The organism is Pseudomonas sp. TYF_14, assembly GCF_043105275.1.
Lineage (GTDB): Bacteria > Pseudomonadota > Gammaproteobacteria > Pseudomonadales > Pseudomonadaceae > Aquipseudomonas > Aquipseudomonas alloputida.
This window is the reverse complement of the sequence record NZ_JBICLK010000097.1, coordinates 49,001-64,259: the sequence shown is the minus strand read 5'-3', so window position 1 is coordinate 64,259 and position 15,259 is coordinate 49,001. Positions and strand designations below refer to the sequence as shown.

The 15,259-nt window shown below is 60.7% G+C and carries 17 protein-coding genes and 2 pseudogenes; 11 read left to right on the top strand and 8 right to left on the bottom strand.

The annotated features are described in order from the left end of the window. Positions 1 to 39 precede the first annotated feature (39 nt). Complete coding sequence (locus tag ACF8O8_RS27310; RefSeq protein ID WP_010953146.1) at positions 40 to 567, top strand: plastocyanin/azurin family copper-binding protein; 528 nt, start codon at positions 40 to 42, stop codon at positions 565 to 567. A gap of 68 nt (positions 568 to 635) precedes the next feature. Beyond that, a complete protein-coding gene (queF, locus tag ACF8O8_RS27305; RefSeq protein WP_392510901.1) occupies positions 636 to 1,466 on the top strand; it encodes an NADPH-dependent 7-cyano-7-deazaguanine reductase QueF in 831 nt (276 codons plus the stop codon). A gap of 32 nt (positions 1,467 to 1,498) precedes the next feature. Here queF and ACF8O8_RS27300 read toward each other — a convergent pair whose 3' ends face one another. Beyond that, complete coding sequence (locus ACF8O8_RS27300; RefSeq protein WP_003248815.1) at positions 1,499 to 1,762, bottom strand: DUF4404 family protein; 264 nt, start codon at positions 1,760 to 1,762, stop codon at positions 1,499 to 1,501. Positions 1,763 to 1,884: 122 nt separating this feature from the next. After that, a complete protein-coding gene (locus ACF8O8_RS27295) occupies positions 1,885 to 2,448 on the bottom strand; it encodes a hypothetical protein (protein WP_012053149.1) in 564 nt (187 codons plus the stop codon). Positions 2,449 to 2,649: 201 nt separating this feature from the next. Between ACF8O8_RS27295 and ACF8O8_RS27290 the strand changes: the two genes are divergently transcribed. Beyond that, a complete protein-coding gene (locus tag ACF8O8_RS27290) occupies positions 2,650 to 3,357 on the top strand; it encodes a VacJ family lipoprotein (RefSeq protein WP_064491079.1) in 708 nt (235 codons plus the stop codon). A 34-nt stretch (positions 3,358 to 3,391) separates the two neighbouring features. Here ACF8O8_RS27290 and ACF8O8_RS27285 read toward each other — a convergent pair whose 3' ends face one another. Then, a complete protein-coding gene (locus ACF8O8_RS27285; protein WP_014859666.1) occupies positions 3,392 to 3,691 on the bottom strand; it encodes a PilZ domain-containing protein in 300 nt (99 codons plus the stop codon). Positions 3,692 to 3,961: 270 nt separating this feature from the next. Between ACF8O8_RS27285 and rssB the strand changes: the two genes are divergently transcribed. Both rssB and rssC read left to right on the top strand, forming a co-directional pair. After that, positions 3,962 to 5,143, top strand: a complete 1,182-nt coding sequence (gene rssB, locus ACF8O8_RS27280) for a two-component system response regulator RssB (RefSeq protein ID WP_010953151.1) — start codon at positions 3,962 to 3,964, stop codon at positions 5,141 to 5,143. Beyond that, positions 5,140 to 5,622, top strand: a complete 483-nt coding sequence (gene rssC / locus ACF8O8_RS27275; protein ID WP_161774733.1) for an anti-sigma factor antagonist RssC — start codon at positions 5,140 to 5,142, stop codon at positions 5,620 to 5,622. Before rssB ends, rssC begins: the two co-directional genes overlap by 4 nt. Before the next feature lie 148 nt (positions 5,623 to 5,770). Here rssC and ACF8O8_RS27270 read toward each other — a convergent pair whose 3' ends face one another. The 3 genes from ACF8O8_RS27270 to dusA form a co-directional block, all read right to left on the bottom strand. Further along, the gene (locus ACF8O8_RS27270; RefSeq protein ID WP_392510898.1) at positions 5,771 to 7,621 is read right to left on the bottom strand and encodes an alkaline phosphatase D family protein; all 1,851 of its coding nucleotides are present in this window, start codon (positions 7,619 to 7,621) and stop codon (positions 5,771 to 5,773) included. Positions 7,622 to 7,800: 179 nt separating this feature from the next. Beyond that, on the bottom strand, positions 7,801 to 8,727 hold the full coding sequence (gene tal, locus ACF8O8_RS27265) for a transaldolase (RefSeq protein WP_392510896.1): 927 nt from the start codon (positions 8,725 to 8,727) through the stop codon (positions 7,801 to 7,803). A 156-nt stretch (positions 8,728 to 8,883) separates the two neighbouring features. Further along, complete coding sequence (gene dusA / locus ACF8O8_RS27260) at positions 8,884 to 9,894, bottom strand: tRNA dihydrouridine(20/20a) synthase DusA (RefSeq protein WP_392510894.1); 1,011 nt, start codon at positions 9,892 to 9,894, stop codon at positions 8,884 to 8,886. A 97-nt stretch (positions 9,895 to 9,991) separates the two neighbouring features. Between dusA and ACF8O8_RS27255 the strand changes: the two are divergent. After that, a pseudogene (locus tag ACF8O8_RS27255) lies at positions 9,992 to 10,117 on the top strand (site-specific integrase); the annotation flags it as partial. A gap of 222 nt (positions 10,118 to 10,339) precedes the next feature. Next, positions 10,340 to 10,648, top strand: coding sequence for a chorismate mutase (locus tag ACF8O8_RS27250; RefSeq protein WP_392510892.1), 309 nt, complete (start codon positions 10,340 to 10,342; stop codon positions 10,646 to 10,648). Positions 10,649 to 10,693: 45 nt separating this feature from the next. Here the strand turns inward: ACF8O8_RS27250 and ACF8O8_RS27245 are convergent, their stop codons facing one another. Further along, on the bottom strand, positions 10,694 to 11,311 hold the full coding sequence (locus ACF8O8_RS27245; RefSeq protein ID WP_392510928.1) for a LysE family translocator: 618 nt from the start codon (positions 11,309 to 11,311) through the stop codon (positions 10,694 to 10,696). Positions 11,312 to 11,485: 174 nt separating this feature from the next. Here ACF8O8_RS27245 and ACF8O8_RS27240 point away from each other — a divergent pair. The 4 genes and pseudogenes from ACF8O8_RS27240 to ACF8O8_RS27225 all read left to right on the top strand — a co-directional run. Beyond that, positions 11,486 to 11,602, top strand: a pseudogene (locus ACF8O8_RS27240) (IS5/IS1182 family transposase); the annotation flags it as partial. Positions 11,603 to 11,788: 186 nt separating this feature from the next. Further along, positions 11,789 to 12,262: a hypothetical protein gene (locus ACF8O8_RS27235; RefSeq protein WP_392510890.1), complete on the top strand. Its 474-nt coding sequence runs from the start codon at positions 11,789 to 11,791 to the stop codon at positions 12,260 to 12,262. A gap of 439 nt (positions 12,263 to 12,701) precedes the next feature. Next, positions 12,702 to 13,265 carry a TetR/AcrR family transcriptional regulator gene (locus ACF8O8_RS27230; RefSeq protein WP_392510888.1) on the top strand — a complete coding sequence of 188 codons (564 nt, stop codon included), beginning with the start codon at positions 12,702 to 12,704 and terminating at the stop codon, positions 13,263 to 13,265. After that, a complete protein-coding gene (locus ACF8O8_RS27225; protein WP_392510886.1) occupies positions 13,262 to 14,236 on the top strand; it encodes an EamA/RhaT family transporter in 975 nt (324 codons plus the stop codon). Before ACF8O8_RS27230 ends, ACF8O8_RS27225 begins: the two co-directional genes overlap by 4 nt. 71 nt (positions 14,237 to 14,307) lie before the next feature. Here ACF8O8_RS27225 and ACF8O8_RS27220 read toward each other — a convergent pair whose 3' ends face one another. Further along, the gene (locus ACF8O8_RS27220) at positions 14,308 to 15,147 is read right to left on the bottom strand and encodes a GyrI-like domain-containing protein (protein WP_392510884.1); all 840 of its coding nucleotides are present in this window, start codon (positions 15,145 to 15,147) and stop codon (positions 14,308 to 14,310) included. Positions 15,148 to 15,259: the final 112 nt, after the last annotated feature.

The following is a 15,259-nucleotide window of genomic DNA, read 5'->3' as shown; positions in this document are numbered from 1 at the left end:
TAATGTGGCCTCATCCTGCTGTGTATTCCCGGAGTCATCATGAAACACCTGTTCATTACCGCCACCCTTGCCCTGGGCAGCCTGCCGGCTTTCGCTGGCCAGGCGCAGAGCTTCGCCTTTGGCGAGCCTGCCCCGGCGGCCAAGGCCACCCGTACGGTCAACGTGGTGCTCAAGGACATCGCCTTCGAGCCAAAAAGCCTGCAGGTAAAAGCCGGCGAGACGGTGCGCTTCTTGCTGGTCAACGAGGGCAAGCTGCCGCACGAATTCAACCTGGGCGACAAGGCCATGCATGCCGAACACCAGAAGGAAATGGTCGCCATGCAAGGCAAGATGTTCACCGAGGCGATGAACCACGAAGGTATGGATCACGGCAAGATGATGAACCACGGCCAAATGATGGACCATGGTGACGGCCATGGTCACGGGGGTGGCAACACTGTGATGGTCATGCCCGGCCAGCGCGCCGAACTGACCTGGACCTTCCGCCAATCGGCGCCCATCGAGTTTGCATGCAACGTGCCGGGGCATTACCAGGCGGGTATGGTCGGGGCATTGACCATTGAGTGACTGGCTCTGCAAGGCGGGGTGCAAAACCGGTAGACTAGGGGCATTTTCGAACCTCTAGGTCAGTTTCCATGCATCCCGCTGCCGAACATTCCCCGCTGGGCAAGTCCAGCGAATACCTCGCCACCTACTCCCCGGAGCAGCTGTTTCCGATCCCGCGCACTGCCAAGTGGGCCGAGCTGGGCGTCACTGCACAGACCTTGCCCTGGCAGGGGGTGGATTACTGGAACTGCTTCGAGCTGAGCTGGCTGCTGCCTTCGGGCAAGCCGGTGGTAGCGATCGGCGAGTTCGCCATCCCGGCTGATTCGCCAAACATCATCGAGTCCAAGTCATTCAAGCTGTACCTCAACTCGCTGAACCAGACGGTGTTCACCTCGCTGGGCGCGTTGCAGGTATGCCTGGAAAAAGACCTGTCCGCCGCTGCCGGCAAGCCGGTGGGGGTGAAGGTGCGCACTTTGGCCGAGGTTGAAGCCCAGGGTGTGGTGGCTTTACCGGGGCAGTGCATCGATGCACTGGACGTGGCCATCAGCAACTACGAGCAGCCGCAACCAGAGCTGTTGCGCTGCAACCCGGAGCGGGTGGTGGAAGAAACCCTGCACAGCCATCTGCTGAAGTCCAACTGCCCGGTCACCGGCCAGCCGGATTGGGGCAGCGTGGTGGTCCAGTACAAGGGCAGGGCGCTGGACCATGCCAGCCTGCTGACCTATCTGATCAGCTTCCGCCAGCATGCCGACTTCCATGAGCAGTGTGTGGAGCGGATTTACCTGGACTTGAAGAATCTGCTGCAGCCGGAGCACCTGACGGTCTATGCGCGCTATGTGCGCCGCGGTGGGCTGGACATCAACCCGTATCGCAGCACCGGGGCGATCAGCCCGGATAACAAACGCCTGGTCCGGCAGTAATACAGGGGGGCCGCTTTGCGGCCCCCGCTATTTCAGATCCCCATGCTGTGCAGCGAGTTGGCAATGCTGCGCAGGGTGGCTGTGAGGTCGGGGTGGTCGGCCTCGAAGCGTTCGATCGCCAGGTTCACGCCGTCCACCAGGTTGTTGTCTGGCGTGGCTTCTTCAAGTTTCAGTTGCGCCTCGATCTGGCGCGCCTCTTCGTGCAGGGCGGCCAGCTCTTCTTCCGAAAGCGGTACGTTGCGGTCCAGTTGCTCGCGCAAGCTGTTCAGGCGCTCTTGCAATTCGCGGGCAGGCATTGGCTATTCTCCATCAATGGCTTGGCAAGCCATGGACCTCGGCGACGTGGCAAAGGTTCTGGCCTGTCTTCAGGGTAATCTACCTGCTGCCGATTTGCATGATCCGCGTCAAGACGGCTGTATCAGGGTTTTTCACCCTTGCGCCGGCGCTGGGCGATGTCCACCAGGCAGGTGTCCAGCGCTTCCAGATGATCGATCACCGAGTGCACGCCCAGGCTGAACAGCGCCAGCGTCGCCTTGCTGCGCGCCAGATCCTGCTCTTGCGGGCTCATGGCTTGCCATTGCGCAGAAGTGCGGTCGCATAACGGGCTGCAGGCGGCCAGGCCTACTGTCCACAAGCCGGCGTTAAGGCCAGACTGCAGCAGGCGCGGGTCGCCGCTGACCAATACGCAGCCATCCAGGCGCTCGCTGTCCAGCGCCATCAGTGCCTGCCAGCAAGCGTTCGGCGCCGGCCAGCGCACGCCATTGACCGCATGCCCTGGCAGCCAGTCGGGCAGTACATGGGCCAGGCGTTCGCTTTGCGCGGTATTGAGGTCATCCAGCCAGATGCACGGCACTTGGCGCTGACGCAGGCTGGCAAGGGTGGCCAGGGCGCCGGGGGCGGGTGATGGCGCGCCATGGGTGGCCTGCACCAGGCAGCCGCGCAAGCCGAACAGTACAGCAGTGAAGGCGGGCGCAGTGTCCATGGCAACTTCCCCCAAATGGTTCGAAGGCTATGCGTTGATTGTTACCGTCCTGTGACATCGCCCGCTGCGCAACAGTTGTTCACAAAATATTGAGCAAAAATGTGTAAGGCTGCTTATCAGCCCGCAAGTCTCTATACTGCCGCCTTGATAGCAGCGCGACGTGTTGCGCTTGCGGCCAAGAAATTCGATGGAGAAACATCTATGCGTAGGATCGGTGCCAGTGTGATCGAACGAGTCACCCAGGCCTGTGTCTGCGCCAGCATGCTGCTGGCGCCCGCGGCAGCCACCCAGGCCGCCACCGAGGAAGATCCCTGGGAAGCGGTCAACCGCCCGATCTTCCGCTTCAACGACACCCTCGACACCTATGCCCTCAAACCATTGGCCAAGGGCTACCAGGCGGTCACTCCACAGTTCCTCGAAGATGGCATCCACAACATCTTTCGCAACCTGGGGGACGTGACCAACCTGGCCAACAACGTGTTGCAGCTCAAGCCGCATGCGGCGGGCGTGGATACGGCGCGGTTGATCGTCAACACCACCTTCGGCCTGGGTGGCTTCTTCGATGTGGGTACCAAGATGGGCCTGCAGCGCAACGACGAGGACTTTGGCCAGACCCTGGGCTACTGGGGTGTGCCGAGCGGGCCGTATGTGGTCATCCCGCTGCTGGGCCCAAGCACTGTGCGTGATGGTGTGGCCAAGTACCCGGACACCTACACCAAACCCTATCGCTACATCGACCACGTGCCTACGCGCAATTCGATCTTCGCGCTGGACCTGATCGACACCCGCGCCAGCCTGCTCTCGGCCGAAAAGCTGATTCAGGGTGACAAGTACATCTTCATTCGCAATGCCTACCTGCAAAACCGCGAGTTCAAGGTGAAGGATGGCGAGGTCGAAGACGACTTCTGATCTGTGAACCTGGGGCCGCAAAGCGGCCTCAGGTTCAATGCATGGCCAGAATCCGCAGCCCGAACTTCTGCTGCCCGCCCGGCTGGTCGGCAATCCATACCACTTCGGTGCTGGCATGCAGCCCTTTCAGCGCCGGATGGTCGGAGTCGATCCGTACCTCGATCTGATCACCCACCAGAAAGCGCTGTGGCGCCTGCACTTGCATGCCACCGCTGGACAGGTCCAGGCACACCGCCGCAATCACCTGGCCTTCGTGCAAAAGGCTGACCTCGGTGTCGATGCGCATGCGAATGAAGTCGCGTTTCTCGCTATGGCTGGAGGGCGTGTGGGGCATGCTGCATCCTTCCCGTCGGGTTGCGCTGGTCGACTTTCTTATAACTCCCGGTGATTTGCCCTGTAAAGAGCGGCGAGGTCGACCCCAGCATGCTTGAAACCCCTGCCGGATGGGAGTACCGTCTGCGCCTTACAAGGTACCTCTGACAGTTGCCGGGCAGGTGTTCTTGTCCTACAACTCAAGTAGAGTGTGACCATAAAGAATTCCCGTAGCTGGCCGTCTGCCTTGCCGACACCGCTGCACCAACCTAAATCGGCGCCGTTCGCCCACATGCAGAAAACCAGTGCAACGCTGCTGATCATCGATGACGACGACGTGGTCCGTGCCAGCCTCGCCGCCTATCTTGAAGACAGTGGTTTCAGCGTCCTCCAGGCCGGTAATGGCCAGCAGGGGCTTCAGGTCTTCGAAGAACACCAGCCCGACCTCGTGATCTGCGATCTGCGCATGCCGCAGATGGGCGGCCTCGAACTGATCCGTCAGGTCAGCGAGCGTGCGCCGCAGTTGCCGGTGATCGTGGTGTCCGGTGCCGGCGTCATGAGTGATGCGGTGGAAGCGTTGCGCCTGGGCGCCGCCGACTACCTCATCAAGCCGCTGGAAGACCTGGCCGTACTCGAGCATTCGGTGCGCCGCGCCCTCGACCGCTCGCGCCTCGTGCTGGAAAACCAGCGCTACCGCGACAAGCTCGAAGCCGCCAACCGCGAACTGGAGGCCAGCCTGCACCTGCTGCAGGAGGACCAGACCGCCGGTCGCCAGGTGCAGATGAACATGTTGCCGGAAAGCCCCTGGGTGGCCGGCGAGTTCGCCTTCGAGCACCAGATCATCCCGTCGTTGTACCTTTCGGGTGATTTTGTCGATTATTTCCGCGTGGACGAGCGGCGCATTGCTTTCTACCTCGCCGATGTATCCGGGCATGGGGCGTCGTCGGCCTTTGTCACCGTGCTGTTGAAATTCATGACCACGCGCCTCATGTTCGAGCTCAAGCGCAGCAGAATGCGTGAGTTCAAGCCGTCTGAAGTGCTCAGCCACATCAACCGCGGCCTGATCAACAGCAAGCTGGGCAAGCACGTCACCATGGTCGGCGGGGTGATCGACGAAGAGTCCGGCCTGCTGACCTACGCTGTCGGCGGCCATTTGCCGTTGCCGGTACTGTACACCCCCGAACATTGCCGCTACCTGGAAGGCCGCGGCCTGCCGGTGGGGTTGTTCGATGAGGCCACCTACCAGGACTTGGTGGTGGAGCTACCCCCGCAGTTCAGCCTCAGCCTGATGTCCGATGGCATTCTGGACCTTTTGCCGGGTGATACGCTCAAAGATAAAGAAGCCGCCTTGCCGGAGATCGTCAAGGCAGCAGGTGGCAGTCTGGATGGGCTGCGTCAACGATTTGGATTGGCTACGCTTGGGGAGATGCCGGATGATATCGCCCTATTGGTGTTGAGCAGGAACCTTCAATGAGTACCGGTAGAATTCAGTTCGCCGAGCAGAGCGGTACCTTCGTACTGAAATTCGTTGGTGAAGTGCGCCTGACCCTGTGTTCGGCGCTGGATGCGACGATCGAGAAGATTTTCACTGCGCTGAACTTCTCGGCGATTGTCATCGACCTGACTGAAACCGAGAGTATCGACAGCACCACGCTGGGCCTGCTGGCGAAGCTGTCGATCCTGTCGCGACAGAAGGTGGGCCTGCTGCCGACGGTGGTGACTACCAATCCGGACATTTCACGGTTATTGCAGTCGATGGGCTTCGATCAGGTGTTCAACATCGTCGATCGACCGATACCCTGCACCGATTGCCTGACCGACTTGCCGTCGCAGGACCAGAATGAAGAGGTGGTGCGCTCCAAGGTGCTGGAGGCGCACAAGATCCTCATGGGCCTGAATGACTCCAACCGCGAAGCCTTCCATGATCTGGTCAATGCGCTGGAGCGGAGCTGATCTATAGCCTGTGCCGGCCTCTTCGCGGGTAAACCCGCTCCTACGACGGCCTGCGCCCAAACACCAATGTGTGTCCACCCCCAATCAGGTGTAGGAGCGGGTTTACCCGCGAAGAGGCCGGCACAGGCTGTAAAAACTCTGAATCTCACTACGCCCGGTTTTTAAACTCTGTAGCCTCACCCCCGCCAGCATCCAGCTGGTACACCCGCGCCGGCCGCCCCTGTTCATCAAAAAACACCTGTCCCAGCCCGGCACCATTCCACAGCCGTTCCCCGGCCTTGCTGTGGCTGGGCGTACGCGGCACCACCTCCATTTCTCGGCGCTTGGTAAACCAGTTGAGCGGCGAGCGCGGTGCATACAACCAGCGGTTGAGCCGGTCGAGCACATCCAGCAAGCGCCGGGGGAACTCGTTCTTGATTCCGCTGCTGGTCACCTGCCACAAGTGCGGGCTGCGTTGGCGGTGGCGAATCAGCACCTCATACACGAATGAATAATGCACATCCCCCGACAGCACCACGTAGTGCCCCGGCGTGCGCGAGTGGCGGAAGATATTGAGGATGACCTGCGCTGCACCGCGGTGGGCCATCCAGTTCTCGGCATCCACCAGCAGCGGGTAGCCCAGCCAGCTGAACACCTTCTGCACCGTCTCGATCAGCTTCACCCCGAAAATCGGCGCAGGTGACACGATGACTGCCGAGGGATGATCGAGCAGTGCTTGCTGCAATTCACTCAGCGCTTCCCAGTCCAGCAGGCCGGACGGCTTGGCCAGGTTGCTTTCGCTGCGCCAGCGGCGGGTGCGGGTGTCCAATACCAGCAGCGGTGGTTCTGTAGGCAGGCTGAACTGCCAGCCCTGGAAGCGCAACAGTTCGCCGATCAGCTCATCCTGGTTCTGGCGGGTCAGCACCTGGCATTGCTTGATCAGCGGATTGCAATCGTCCGGGTTGTTGCCCCAGGCCTGGCAGAGCAGGTAGCCGAGCAAGGCGTTGCCGATGATCCTTCGCGAGAATGGGTGGCCGTAGGCAGTTTCCTCCCACTGCGCCGAGAGGTTCCAGTCGTCCGTGATGTCGTGGTCATCGAAGATCATCAGGCAGGGCAGGTGGGCCATCACCCGCGCCACCTGACCGAGATTGTCGGCAAACCCCTGGATCAGCGGCAGCTCTTGCTGGTATCGGGCTTGATGCTCGTCGCTGAGCCCGCTGGGGATTCCCAGGTCCACCAGCTGCCAGGGCACCGGCGACCACACCAACAGGTACATGGCCATGACTTCGGCGAAGGTCACCAGGTGGTTGTCGGCGTTGCTGGACGAGAAGATCGGCTTGCGCTTGCCGCCGAAAAAACGCTCGCGCAGGGTGTCGTTGCGTTCCAGCGCCGGCAGCAGGTCGGCGCGGTGGTAGTAGCTGGCCGGGTGCTGGTACAGCGCCTGGCTGTCGGCTACCACCGCACCTTCCAGTTGCTCGTCGAACAAGCCCAGGCGCGAGATCAGGCTATGGATGGCGCGCAGCATGGGGCCAGCGACATCGTCGGCGTAAACCTGGTCGCCCGTCATCACTAGCACGGCGGGGCGGTCTTCGGGCTTCTTGCACCCCTGCAGCAGCCGGTCGGCGCACAGCAGGCCGTCGGCGGCAGGGTGGTGCGGCTTGCGGCAGGAACCGTGCAGCAAATGGTCGAGGCGCTCACGCAGCACCAGGCTCGGGCGTGGGTTGCCGGGGTAGAGCAGGTGTGGGGCCCAGTCGGCGATACCCTGGCCGTTGATCAGCAGGTCGTAGTCGAGCAGCTGGTTGCAGGGCAGGGGGCTGGCGAATTGGATGTCCAGCAGGTGAACGTAGGCATGCCGGCCAATCGGCACCACCTGGCAATCGACGTGGGCCTCGCTTGCCATGCAGACGAACGCGGGCTGCAGTGGTTGGGTAGTGACCAGCCAGACGGCCAGACGCTGGGGTTCCAGGCGGCGCAGTACCGGGCCGGCGAGAACGAGGGGCAACGGGTTAGGGGAGGTCATCGACAGCTCGGGTGGCTATGGCGGCCTGTTCGCGGGCAAGCCCGCCCTTACATCGATCGGTGTAGGAGCGGGATTGCCCTCGAACAGGCCCGAGAATTCAATACACAACTAAGGCGTGGCAAACAAAACGGGCGGAAAATACTGAACACTTCCCGCCCGTCAGGCAACCACGAACTGTATCAGGCCTTTTCAGCCATCAACTTCTCCAGCTTTTCCTGGTCCCGCGCAAATTGGCGGATACCTTCGGCCAGTTTCTCGGTGCCCATGGCGTCTTCGTTCATCGCCCAGCGGAACTGGCTTTCGTTCAGGTGCTGCTTGGCTTCACCGGCGTTGCCCGGTTTCAGCACCTGCGGCAATTCACCCTGGTCATCACTCAGCTGCTGCAGCAGCTCGGGGCTGATGGTCAGGCGGTCACAGCCGGCCAGTTGTTCGATCTGGCCGATATTGCGGAAGCTGGCGCCCATGACCACGGTGTTGTAACCATTGGCCTTGTAGTAGTTGTAGATGCGGGTGACCGACTGCACGCCTGGGTCCTCGGCGCCCACGTATTCCTGGCCGGTGCTCTTCTTGTACCAGTCGTAGATACGGCCCACGAACGGCGAAATCAAAAACACCCCGGCATCGGCACAAGCCTGGGCCTGGGCGAAGGAGAACAGCAGGGTCAGGTTGGTCTGGATACCTTCCTTCTCCAGCTGCTCGGCGGCGCGAATGCCTTCCCAGGTGGAGGCCAGCTTGATCAGCACACGCTCTTTTGCCACTCCGGCCGCCTCGTACAGGGCGATCAGCTGACGCGCCTTGTTCAGCAGGGCTGGCTCATCGAACGATAGGCGTGCATCCACCTCGGTGGAGATACGCCCCGGGATGACCTTGAGAATGCCCGAGCCTACCGCCACTGCAAAATTGTCGCAGGCCAGGTCGACATTACCCTTGGCGTCGGCCTTCACCTGCTTGAGCAGATCGGCGTAGCCCGGGATGGCAGCAGCCTTGAGCAGCAGCGACGGGTTGGTGGTGGCATCGACCGGCTTCAGGCGGGTGATGGCGTCCAGGTCCCCGGTGTCGGCGACCACGGTGGTGAACTGCTTGAGTTGTTCCAGCTTGGAGGTCATGGGCGTGCTCTGTCCTGTGCATTTACTCGACATTACCCGAGGCCCGACAGCCGCTCAAGGGCCGCCGAAACCCTGCGGACCCGCTGGCCCGCACAGGGCTGTACGAAAGGTGAAGATTCGAGTCGCAAGCAAGCCCGAGGTTCCCTCCCTCTGAGGTCACCGCCCCTGCAACAACTCCACGGCCTGGTCAAACACCGCCAAGGGTTCGGCCGCCTTGTGAATGTCTGCCGACAGCAACTGGCGGAAGCGCCGCGCCCCTTTGAATCCTTGGGCCAGCCCCAGAATATGCCGGGTAACGTGGTGCATCGCACCGCCACTTTCCATATGCGTCACGATATAAGGCCGCAGTTGCGCCAATGCCTCGCTACGGCTGACCACCGGCGCATCGCTGCCAAACAGTTGCTGGTCCACCTCGGCCAGCAGATAAGGGTTGTGATACGCCTCGCGCCCCAGCATCACGCCATCGAAGGTTTCAAGGTGTGCCTGGCATTCGTCCAGGGTCTTGATCCCCCCGTTGAGCACGATCTCCAGGTCCGGGAAGTCCCTCTTCAACTGCGCTGCGATGTCATAGCGCAGCGGCGGGATCTCGCGGTTCTCTTTCGGCGACAGCCCTTCCAGAATCGCGATGCGTGCATGCACGGTAAAACTCCGGCAGCCGGCCTCACGCACCTGGCCGACGAAGTCGCTCAGTTCGGCGTAGCTGTCACGGCCGTTGATACCAATGCGGTGCTTCACCGTGACAGGCGTCGATACGGCATCTCGCATGGCCTTCACGCAGTCGGCCACCAGCGCCGGGTGAGCCATCAGGCATGCGCCGATCATGTTGTTCTGCACCCGGTCGCTCGGGCAGCCAACGTTGAGGTTGACCTCATCGTAGCCCGCTTCTTCAGCCAGGCGCGCACACGCGGCCAGGTCGGCCGGCACACTGCCGCCCAGTTGCAGGGCCAACGGGTGCTCAGAAGCATCGTGGCGCAGGAAACGGTGAGCGTCGTTGTGCAGCAGGGCGCCGGTGGTGACCATTTCGGTGTAGAGCAGGGTTTGCCGGGAGAGCAGGCGCAGGAAGAACCGGCAATGCCTGTCGGTCCAGTCCATCATGGGGGCAACGCTGAAGCGGCGTGACGGCTCAGGGCGCTTGGTTTGTGGCTTTGAAGCGTTTTCTAGGAGCATTCTGGGCTACGCATTTATGTACCATTTTCCGGGGGCGTGTTGGATTTGACAGTGGTGCGATGTACCACCGCCATTCACGCTCGTACCACCGGAAATCATGGCAACGATCAGAGCAAGGAAAAAGGCCGATTCGACGGTTAGCTATACCGTCCAGATCCGCCTCAAGAAAAAGGGTGTCCTAGTCTACCAAGAGTCCCAGACATTCGCCCGCCAGCAGGCTGCTTGAGCCTGGGCGAAAGATGGTTCGTGTGGAGGATCTGCATTTTCGCGATCTGCGCCACGCAGGCGTGAGCTGGTTATTCGAAATGGATTGGGTTATTCCTGCGGCGTTACACCCTCTGAGGCGCGTTAAGCAGACCTGGCATAGCAGCTACACTGCACGCCCCGATCACCCACGACAGCCTGCTCCAATCCATCGCAGGCTCATGAAAAGGAAGTCAAGCAAATGGATGTACCTTGCGCCTCTCTGGACGAAGTCCGTCAACGGATCGATGAAATCGACCGCAGCCTCGTTTCGCTTCTCGCCAAACGTGGAAGGCTCGTGACGCAAGCAGCGGGCTTCAAGAAAACCACCGATGATGTGCGTGCGCCTGCTCGGGTCGAGCAAGTGATCAAGAAGGTTCGTGAGATGGCTGACGAAACCGGTGCCTCGGCTGAGGTGGTGGAACAGGTCTATCGGGCGATGATTTCGGCCTTCATCGCCGAGGAACTGAACACCCATGCGAAGCTGGCCGTCGAGGCTTCAGCATCGTGATGAAACGCGGGGCTCATACGCAGCCCCGCCGCTTTCTCCTGCTTGCTATCTCTGGCTCAACGCCGCAATCGAGACGCCAGACGCGACGAAGGTGAGGCCTGCGCCCACGTTCAGCCCATTCACCAGCCGTGGCCGCCGGTACAGGTAGCGAGACAGTCCCGTGGCGAAAATGCCCATCAAGGCAAACCCTAATGCAGTGAGTGCGGCGAACCACACGCCGTAAACCATCATCTGCACGCTGACCGACCCGCGTGCGGGGTCGACGAACTGGGGAATGAACGCCAGCACGAACAAACCTGGCTTGGGGTTGAGCGCAGCCGAAAGCAGACCAGTCAGAAAAATGCTGGACAGAGATTGCCTGGACGCCGGCTGGAGGCTTATCAGGCTACGAGCGCGCAGAACCTTGATCCCTAGCCAGAGCAGATAGCCGGCACCCATGAGCTTGATCACCCAAAATGCGAGCACCGAGGTTTGCATTAGCAGGGTCAAGCCTAACGAAGCGGCTGCAATGTGAAACAAAATGCCTGCGCCTGACGCCATGCCGGATACGGCCGCTGCGACTTTACCCTGGCTGAGACCGCGGCCAATGGCCAACACGTTGTCAGGGCCCGGTGCCAGCACCAACAGCACGCAGGCGGCGGTATAGGCGAACCACACGTTCATGGGAAACACGGCTCTCTCCTTAAGCCTGATGAAGCATCCATCCTGACGGCGGGGTACGCCAATAGCAAGGCGGAACCTCAAGGGCTGTCAGCACTGGCGGGCTCGGCCCTGCTTGGTTGGTCGAGGATTCTCCGAACACGTCAGGACGGGGCAGACTACCTGTGCTGACACAGTCGTCCGCTCAAGCGCCAGTTCGGTTATGTGAAGGCTCGCTTTCGTGGCTTGGCCAAGAACACTGCACAACGGACCACGTTGTTTGCGCTGTCGGACCTGTGGATGGGGCGCCGCTAGTTGTTGAACGCCGCGCTATCGGCCGAAAAATGGGCCTGGCGCGGTCGAGATGTTGCTCATTACGCGCTCGGGAGAACGTGATCGGCGTTTCCCTGGCAGTCTGTCGGAATGCGAGAACTTTGGTGTCTGTGTCAGGTCCAATCCGCACTTTAGCCACCCACTCGCGCCTCCGGAGCCGAACAAAAAATGAAAAAACCTTTGGTTGCTGTCTTTGCTTGTGCATTGGCACTCGGGATGACGGCATTCTTGCCTGCCGATATCTCCCCGATCAGTTCCGCCTATGCCAAGGGTGGTGGTGGTGGTGGTGGTGGTGGCGGTGGCGGCGGCGGCGGCGGCGGTGGTCATGGCGGTGGCGGCGGACATGGCGGTGGAAACGGCGCCGGACAGGGCGGTGGCATGGGAGGGCATAGTGGAAGCGGGAAGGGCCTTGGAAGTGATCACGCTGGAAAGGCGACACGCGATCATGGCGTAAGCGGCAATCATTACGGAAGCTCGCGCAACAGCGACAACGGTCATGGCACCACCACCTCGGGTGTCGCTAACTCCAAGGACACTCGCGGTTTGGCCAAGTCCACGGCCATCTCTGGAACGACGCCAGGCGATCATAATTCGAAAGGCCTCAGCAACGCTGTCGGGTCTTCTTCAAAAAATGATCGATGATTTGACCGCATCCATGCAGTACCGGCTTTAGCGTGCACGAAAGCCCAGCGTAGACCGGGCTAAAATGAACGGGTCACCCCCACACCCTGCGAGGGCTAAGCTTTCGCAGGGTGTTTTGTTTTGGAGGCCATCATCACGAGCGAGTCAGCACGGGTCGGGATCGATCTCGGTAAACACAGTTGCCACCGGCATGCCCAAGACACGTTGGGCCAAGCGGTGTTTCGCAAGAAGGTAGACGGCACGATCAGCCACACAGCCCAGATTCGCATCCCAAGTACAGGGGGCGCTTAGCTGGCGTAGCAAGTTTCTGATTGGCCAGGCCTGCGTTTTGCTGCTGCGCTCTGTGTCGTAGCGGCCATGCTTCAGGTCGTATCTGGATGCGGCCTGAATCTTACCGGTCAGTATAGTCAGCTCCGTCCCTTTGCCGGAGTGCCTTGAATTGGACAATACCCGTGAGCGTTTGATTGATGCCGCGCTGAAGCTGTTTCTGTTGCAAGGTGTATACGTGACGGGGGTAACGGCCATTGCCGCGATGGCGGGAGTTACCAAAATGACGCTCTACAGCCATTTCCCCTCCAAGGATGCGCTGATAGTGGCGTGCCTTGAGGAGCGTGACCGACGCTGGCGTGAAGAGGTAGCGCGCACCCTGGCCAGGCATCCTGAGCCAGTCAGTGGCATGCTCGCTTTTTTCGATCTGTATGAACGCTTTCTTTTGAAAGATAGCGAGCGCGGGTGCCTGTTCGTCAACAGTGCGGCTGAATTCCCCCAGTTTAGCCACCCCGTGCATTTAGCAGTGAGCAGGCATAAGCAAGGGATACGCGAAAACCTTGCTGCCTTGGCCATGAGCGCCGGTATAAACGACCCCGACGCAGTTGCCCAAGGGCTGTTTATCTTGCTGGAGGGCAGTTTTGTCAGCGGCGCGATGGGCCAGGACATGCGGGTATTCGACACTGCCCGGCAAATAGCTCATTGCTGGATTCAGAGGCAGGAGCAGAGCGTATGACCCTGGGCCTGTTAGCGGCCATTGCCGCCACCTTTTCCTGGTCACTGCTCTACATTTTTCCGGGGCTGGTCGGTGACTACAGCCTTTTTGACCTGGCGGTGGTGAGCTATGCCTTTGCCGGGTTAGGTAGCCTGCTGGTGCTGTTCGTTTACCGCAGCGAAGTGCGGCAATTGCGACTGAGTGACTGGGCCTGTGCCGCACTGCTGGGCTTCTTGGGATACATTGGCTACTTCTTCCTGATCACCACTGCGGTCTTGGCAGCCGGGCCGGTGATCCCCCCTGTGATGATGGGGTCAGTACCGATCGTGCTCGCGATTGCCGGCAACATGCGCAGCGCCAGCGTGCCTTGGCGCGCCATTGCCGGGCCACTGCTGGTGGCGGGTCTGGGCATCAGCCTGGTCAATCTGAGCGTGTTTGATGCTAGCCGTGCGGCGGCAGTGCTCCCAACCGCATCGTTACTGCTTGGGTTGCTTGCATCGTTGTTGGCAATCGCATTCTGGACCGGTTTTGGTCTGTTGAATGAAAGTGCTTTGGCTCGACGCCCAAGCATGTCTCCCATGTTGTGGTCAGCCATGTTGATCTTCATGTGCAGCGTCGAAATGCTGGCGTTCATCCCGGTTGGGCTGTACTTGAAACTGTCTCATTTCGCTAGCTATCCGAGCGGATTGGCAGGTACTCAGGCGCTGATCGTCTGTGGGCTGATTCAGGGGTTAGGGGCCACCCTTGCAGGTGCCTGGGCATGGTCAATCGCAACGCGGCGTCTTCCGCTGGCGCTGAGCGGGCAATTGATCGCCAGCGGGACCATTTATGCAACTACGATGGGCCTGCTCATCAACCAGCGCTGGCCGTCTCCTATGGAAGCGCTTGGTACAGCCTTGTTGTTTGTAGGGGTGGTGTGGGCTATTCACGCCTTTTATCGCAAGCAAACACGCCTCCAGACGCATGGCGAGGCATCCAGGGTACGTATCTGATCCCCGGCTCGGTTGCCCGGCCATGCGTCTGGGCCGGCCAAGTTGGCTACGCCCGCTGTCCATGGCTCAGCCTATTTCAGCGGCACGTAGATGTCCGTCTGCCATTGCTCCAGTGGCGTTTCCGGGTACACGCTCAGGTAATGAAAGAACAACGGATGATCACGCAGTTCTTCGTTGCTTGATGGCAGCCAGTCACGATAAAGCGGGTAGATGGTTTCGCCAATGTAGTCAGGCGAGCCGGTATGTCGGATCACGGCACAGCGCCCCGCCGGTATAACCCGTTCATGCACGCCGAAATCGTTGGGCTGCACTGTCTCGTCTATCTCGCCGCACACGGCAAAGCGAAAGGCTTGGGCCGGGGTGGTGTCGGGGTTGTCGTAGGGGATGCCGAAGGTTCGGCTGCTGGCCACAGGCGACTGGCCGCTTTGCATGCGCCATTGGCGAAAACGCGCGACGCTTTCGCTGACCAGGCCGGGCGGCCCTTGGTGTTCGAGCGCGGCCACGTGGGTTTCGGCGAAATTCACGATACGGATCTGCATGGTGATACTCCTGGATCGGTGAGGAACATTGAATACCGCACTCCAGGCCTGCCAGTTCGGTGCCTTGGCGAACGCGCTCGGCGCCATGCCGAAGGCGCGCTTGAACGCTCTGGCAAAGGCTTCGGGGCTTTCGAAACCGGCGCCGAATGCGGCCTCCAGTATGGGCGTCGCGGGCGAGGCGACCAGTTGATGCGCTGCGCGTCGAAGCCTCATCAGTTGCACATACCGTGAAACCGGAACGCCCATGTAGGCCGTGAACTGCCGATGGAAGTGAAACGCCGAGAAGTTGGCGATGCGGCTCAAGGCAATTACCGACAGATCGCCTTCGAGGTGGCTGTCGATGTAGGCAAGCACGGTTTCGAACCGTTTCATGTAGCTAGGGTTGTGCTGTGAGTCAGTCAACGAACGGAATCTCTGGAGGGTGCGGTAAGCGCTAGCATCCGTTGTTCAGGCACCGAGGTGCCTAGCCGTGATTGCTCTATCG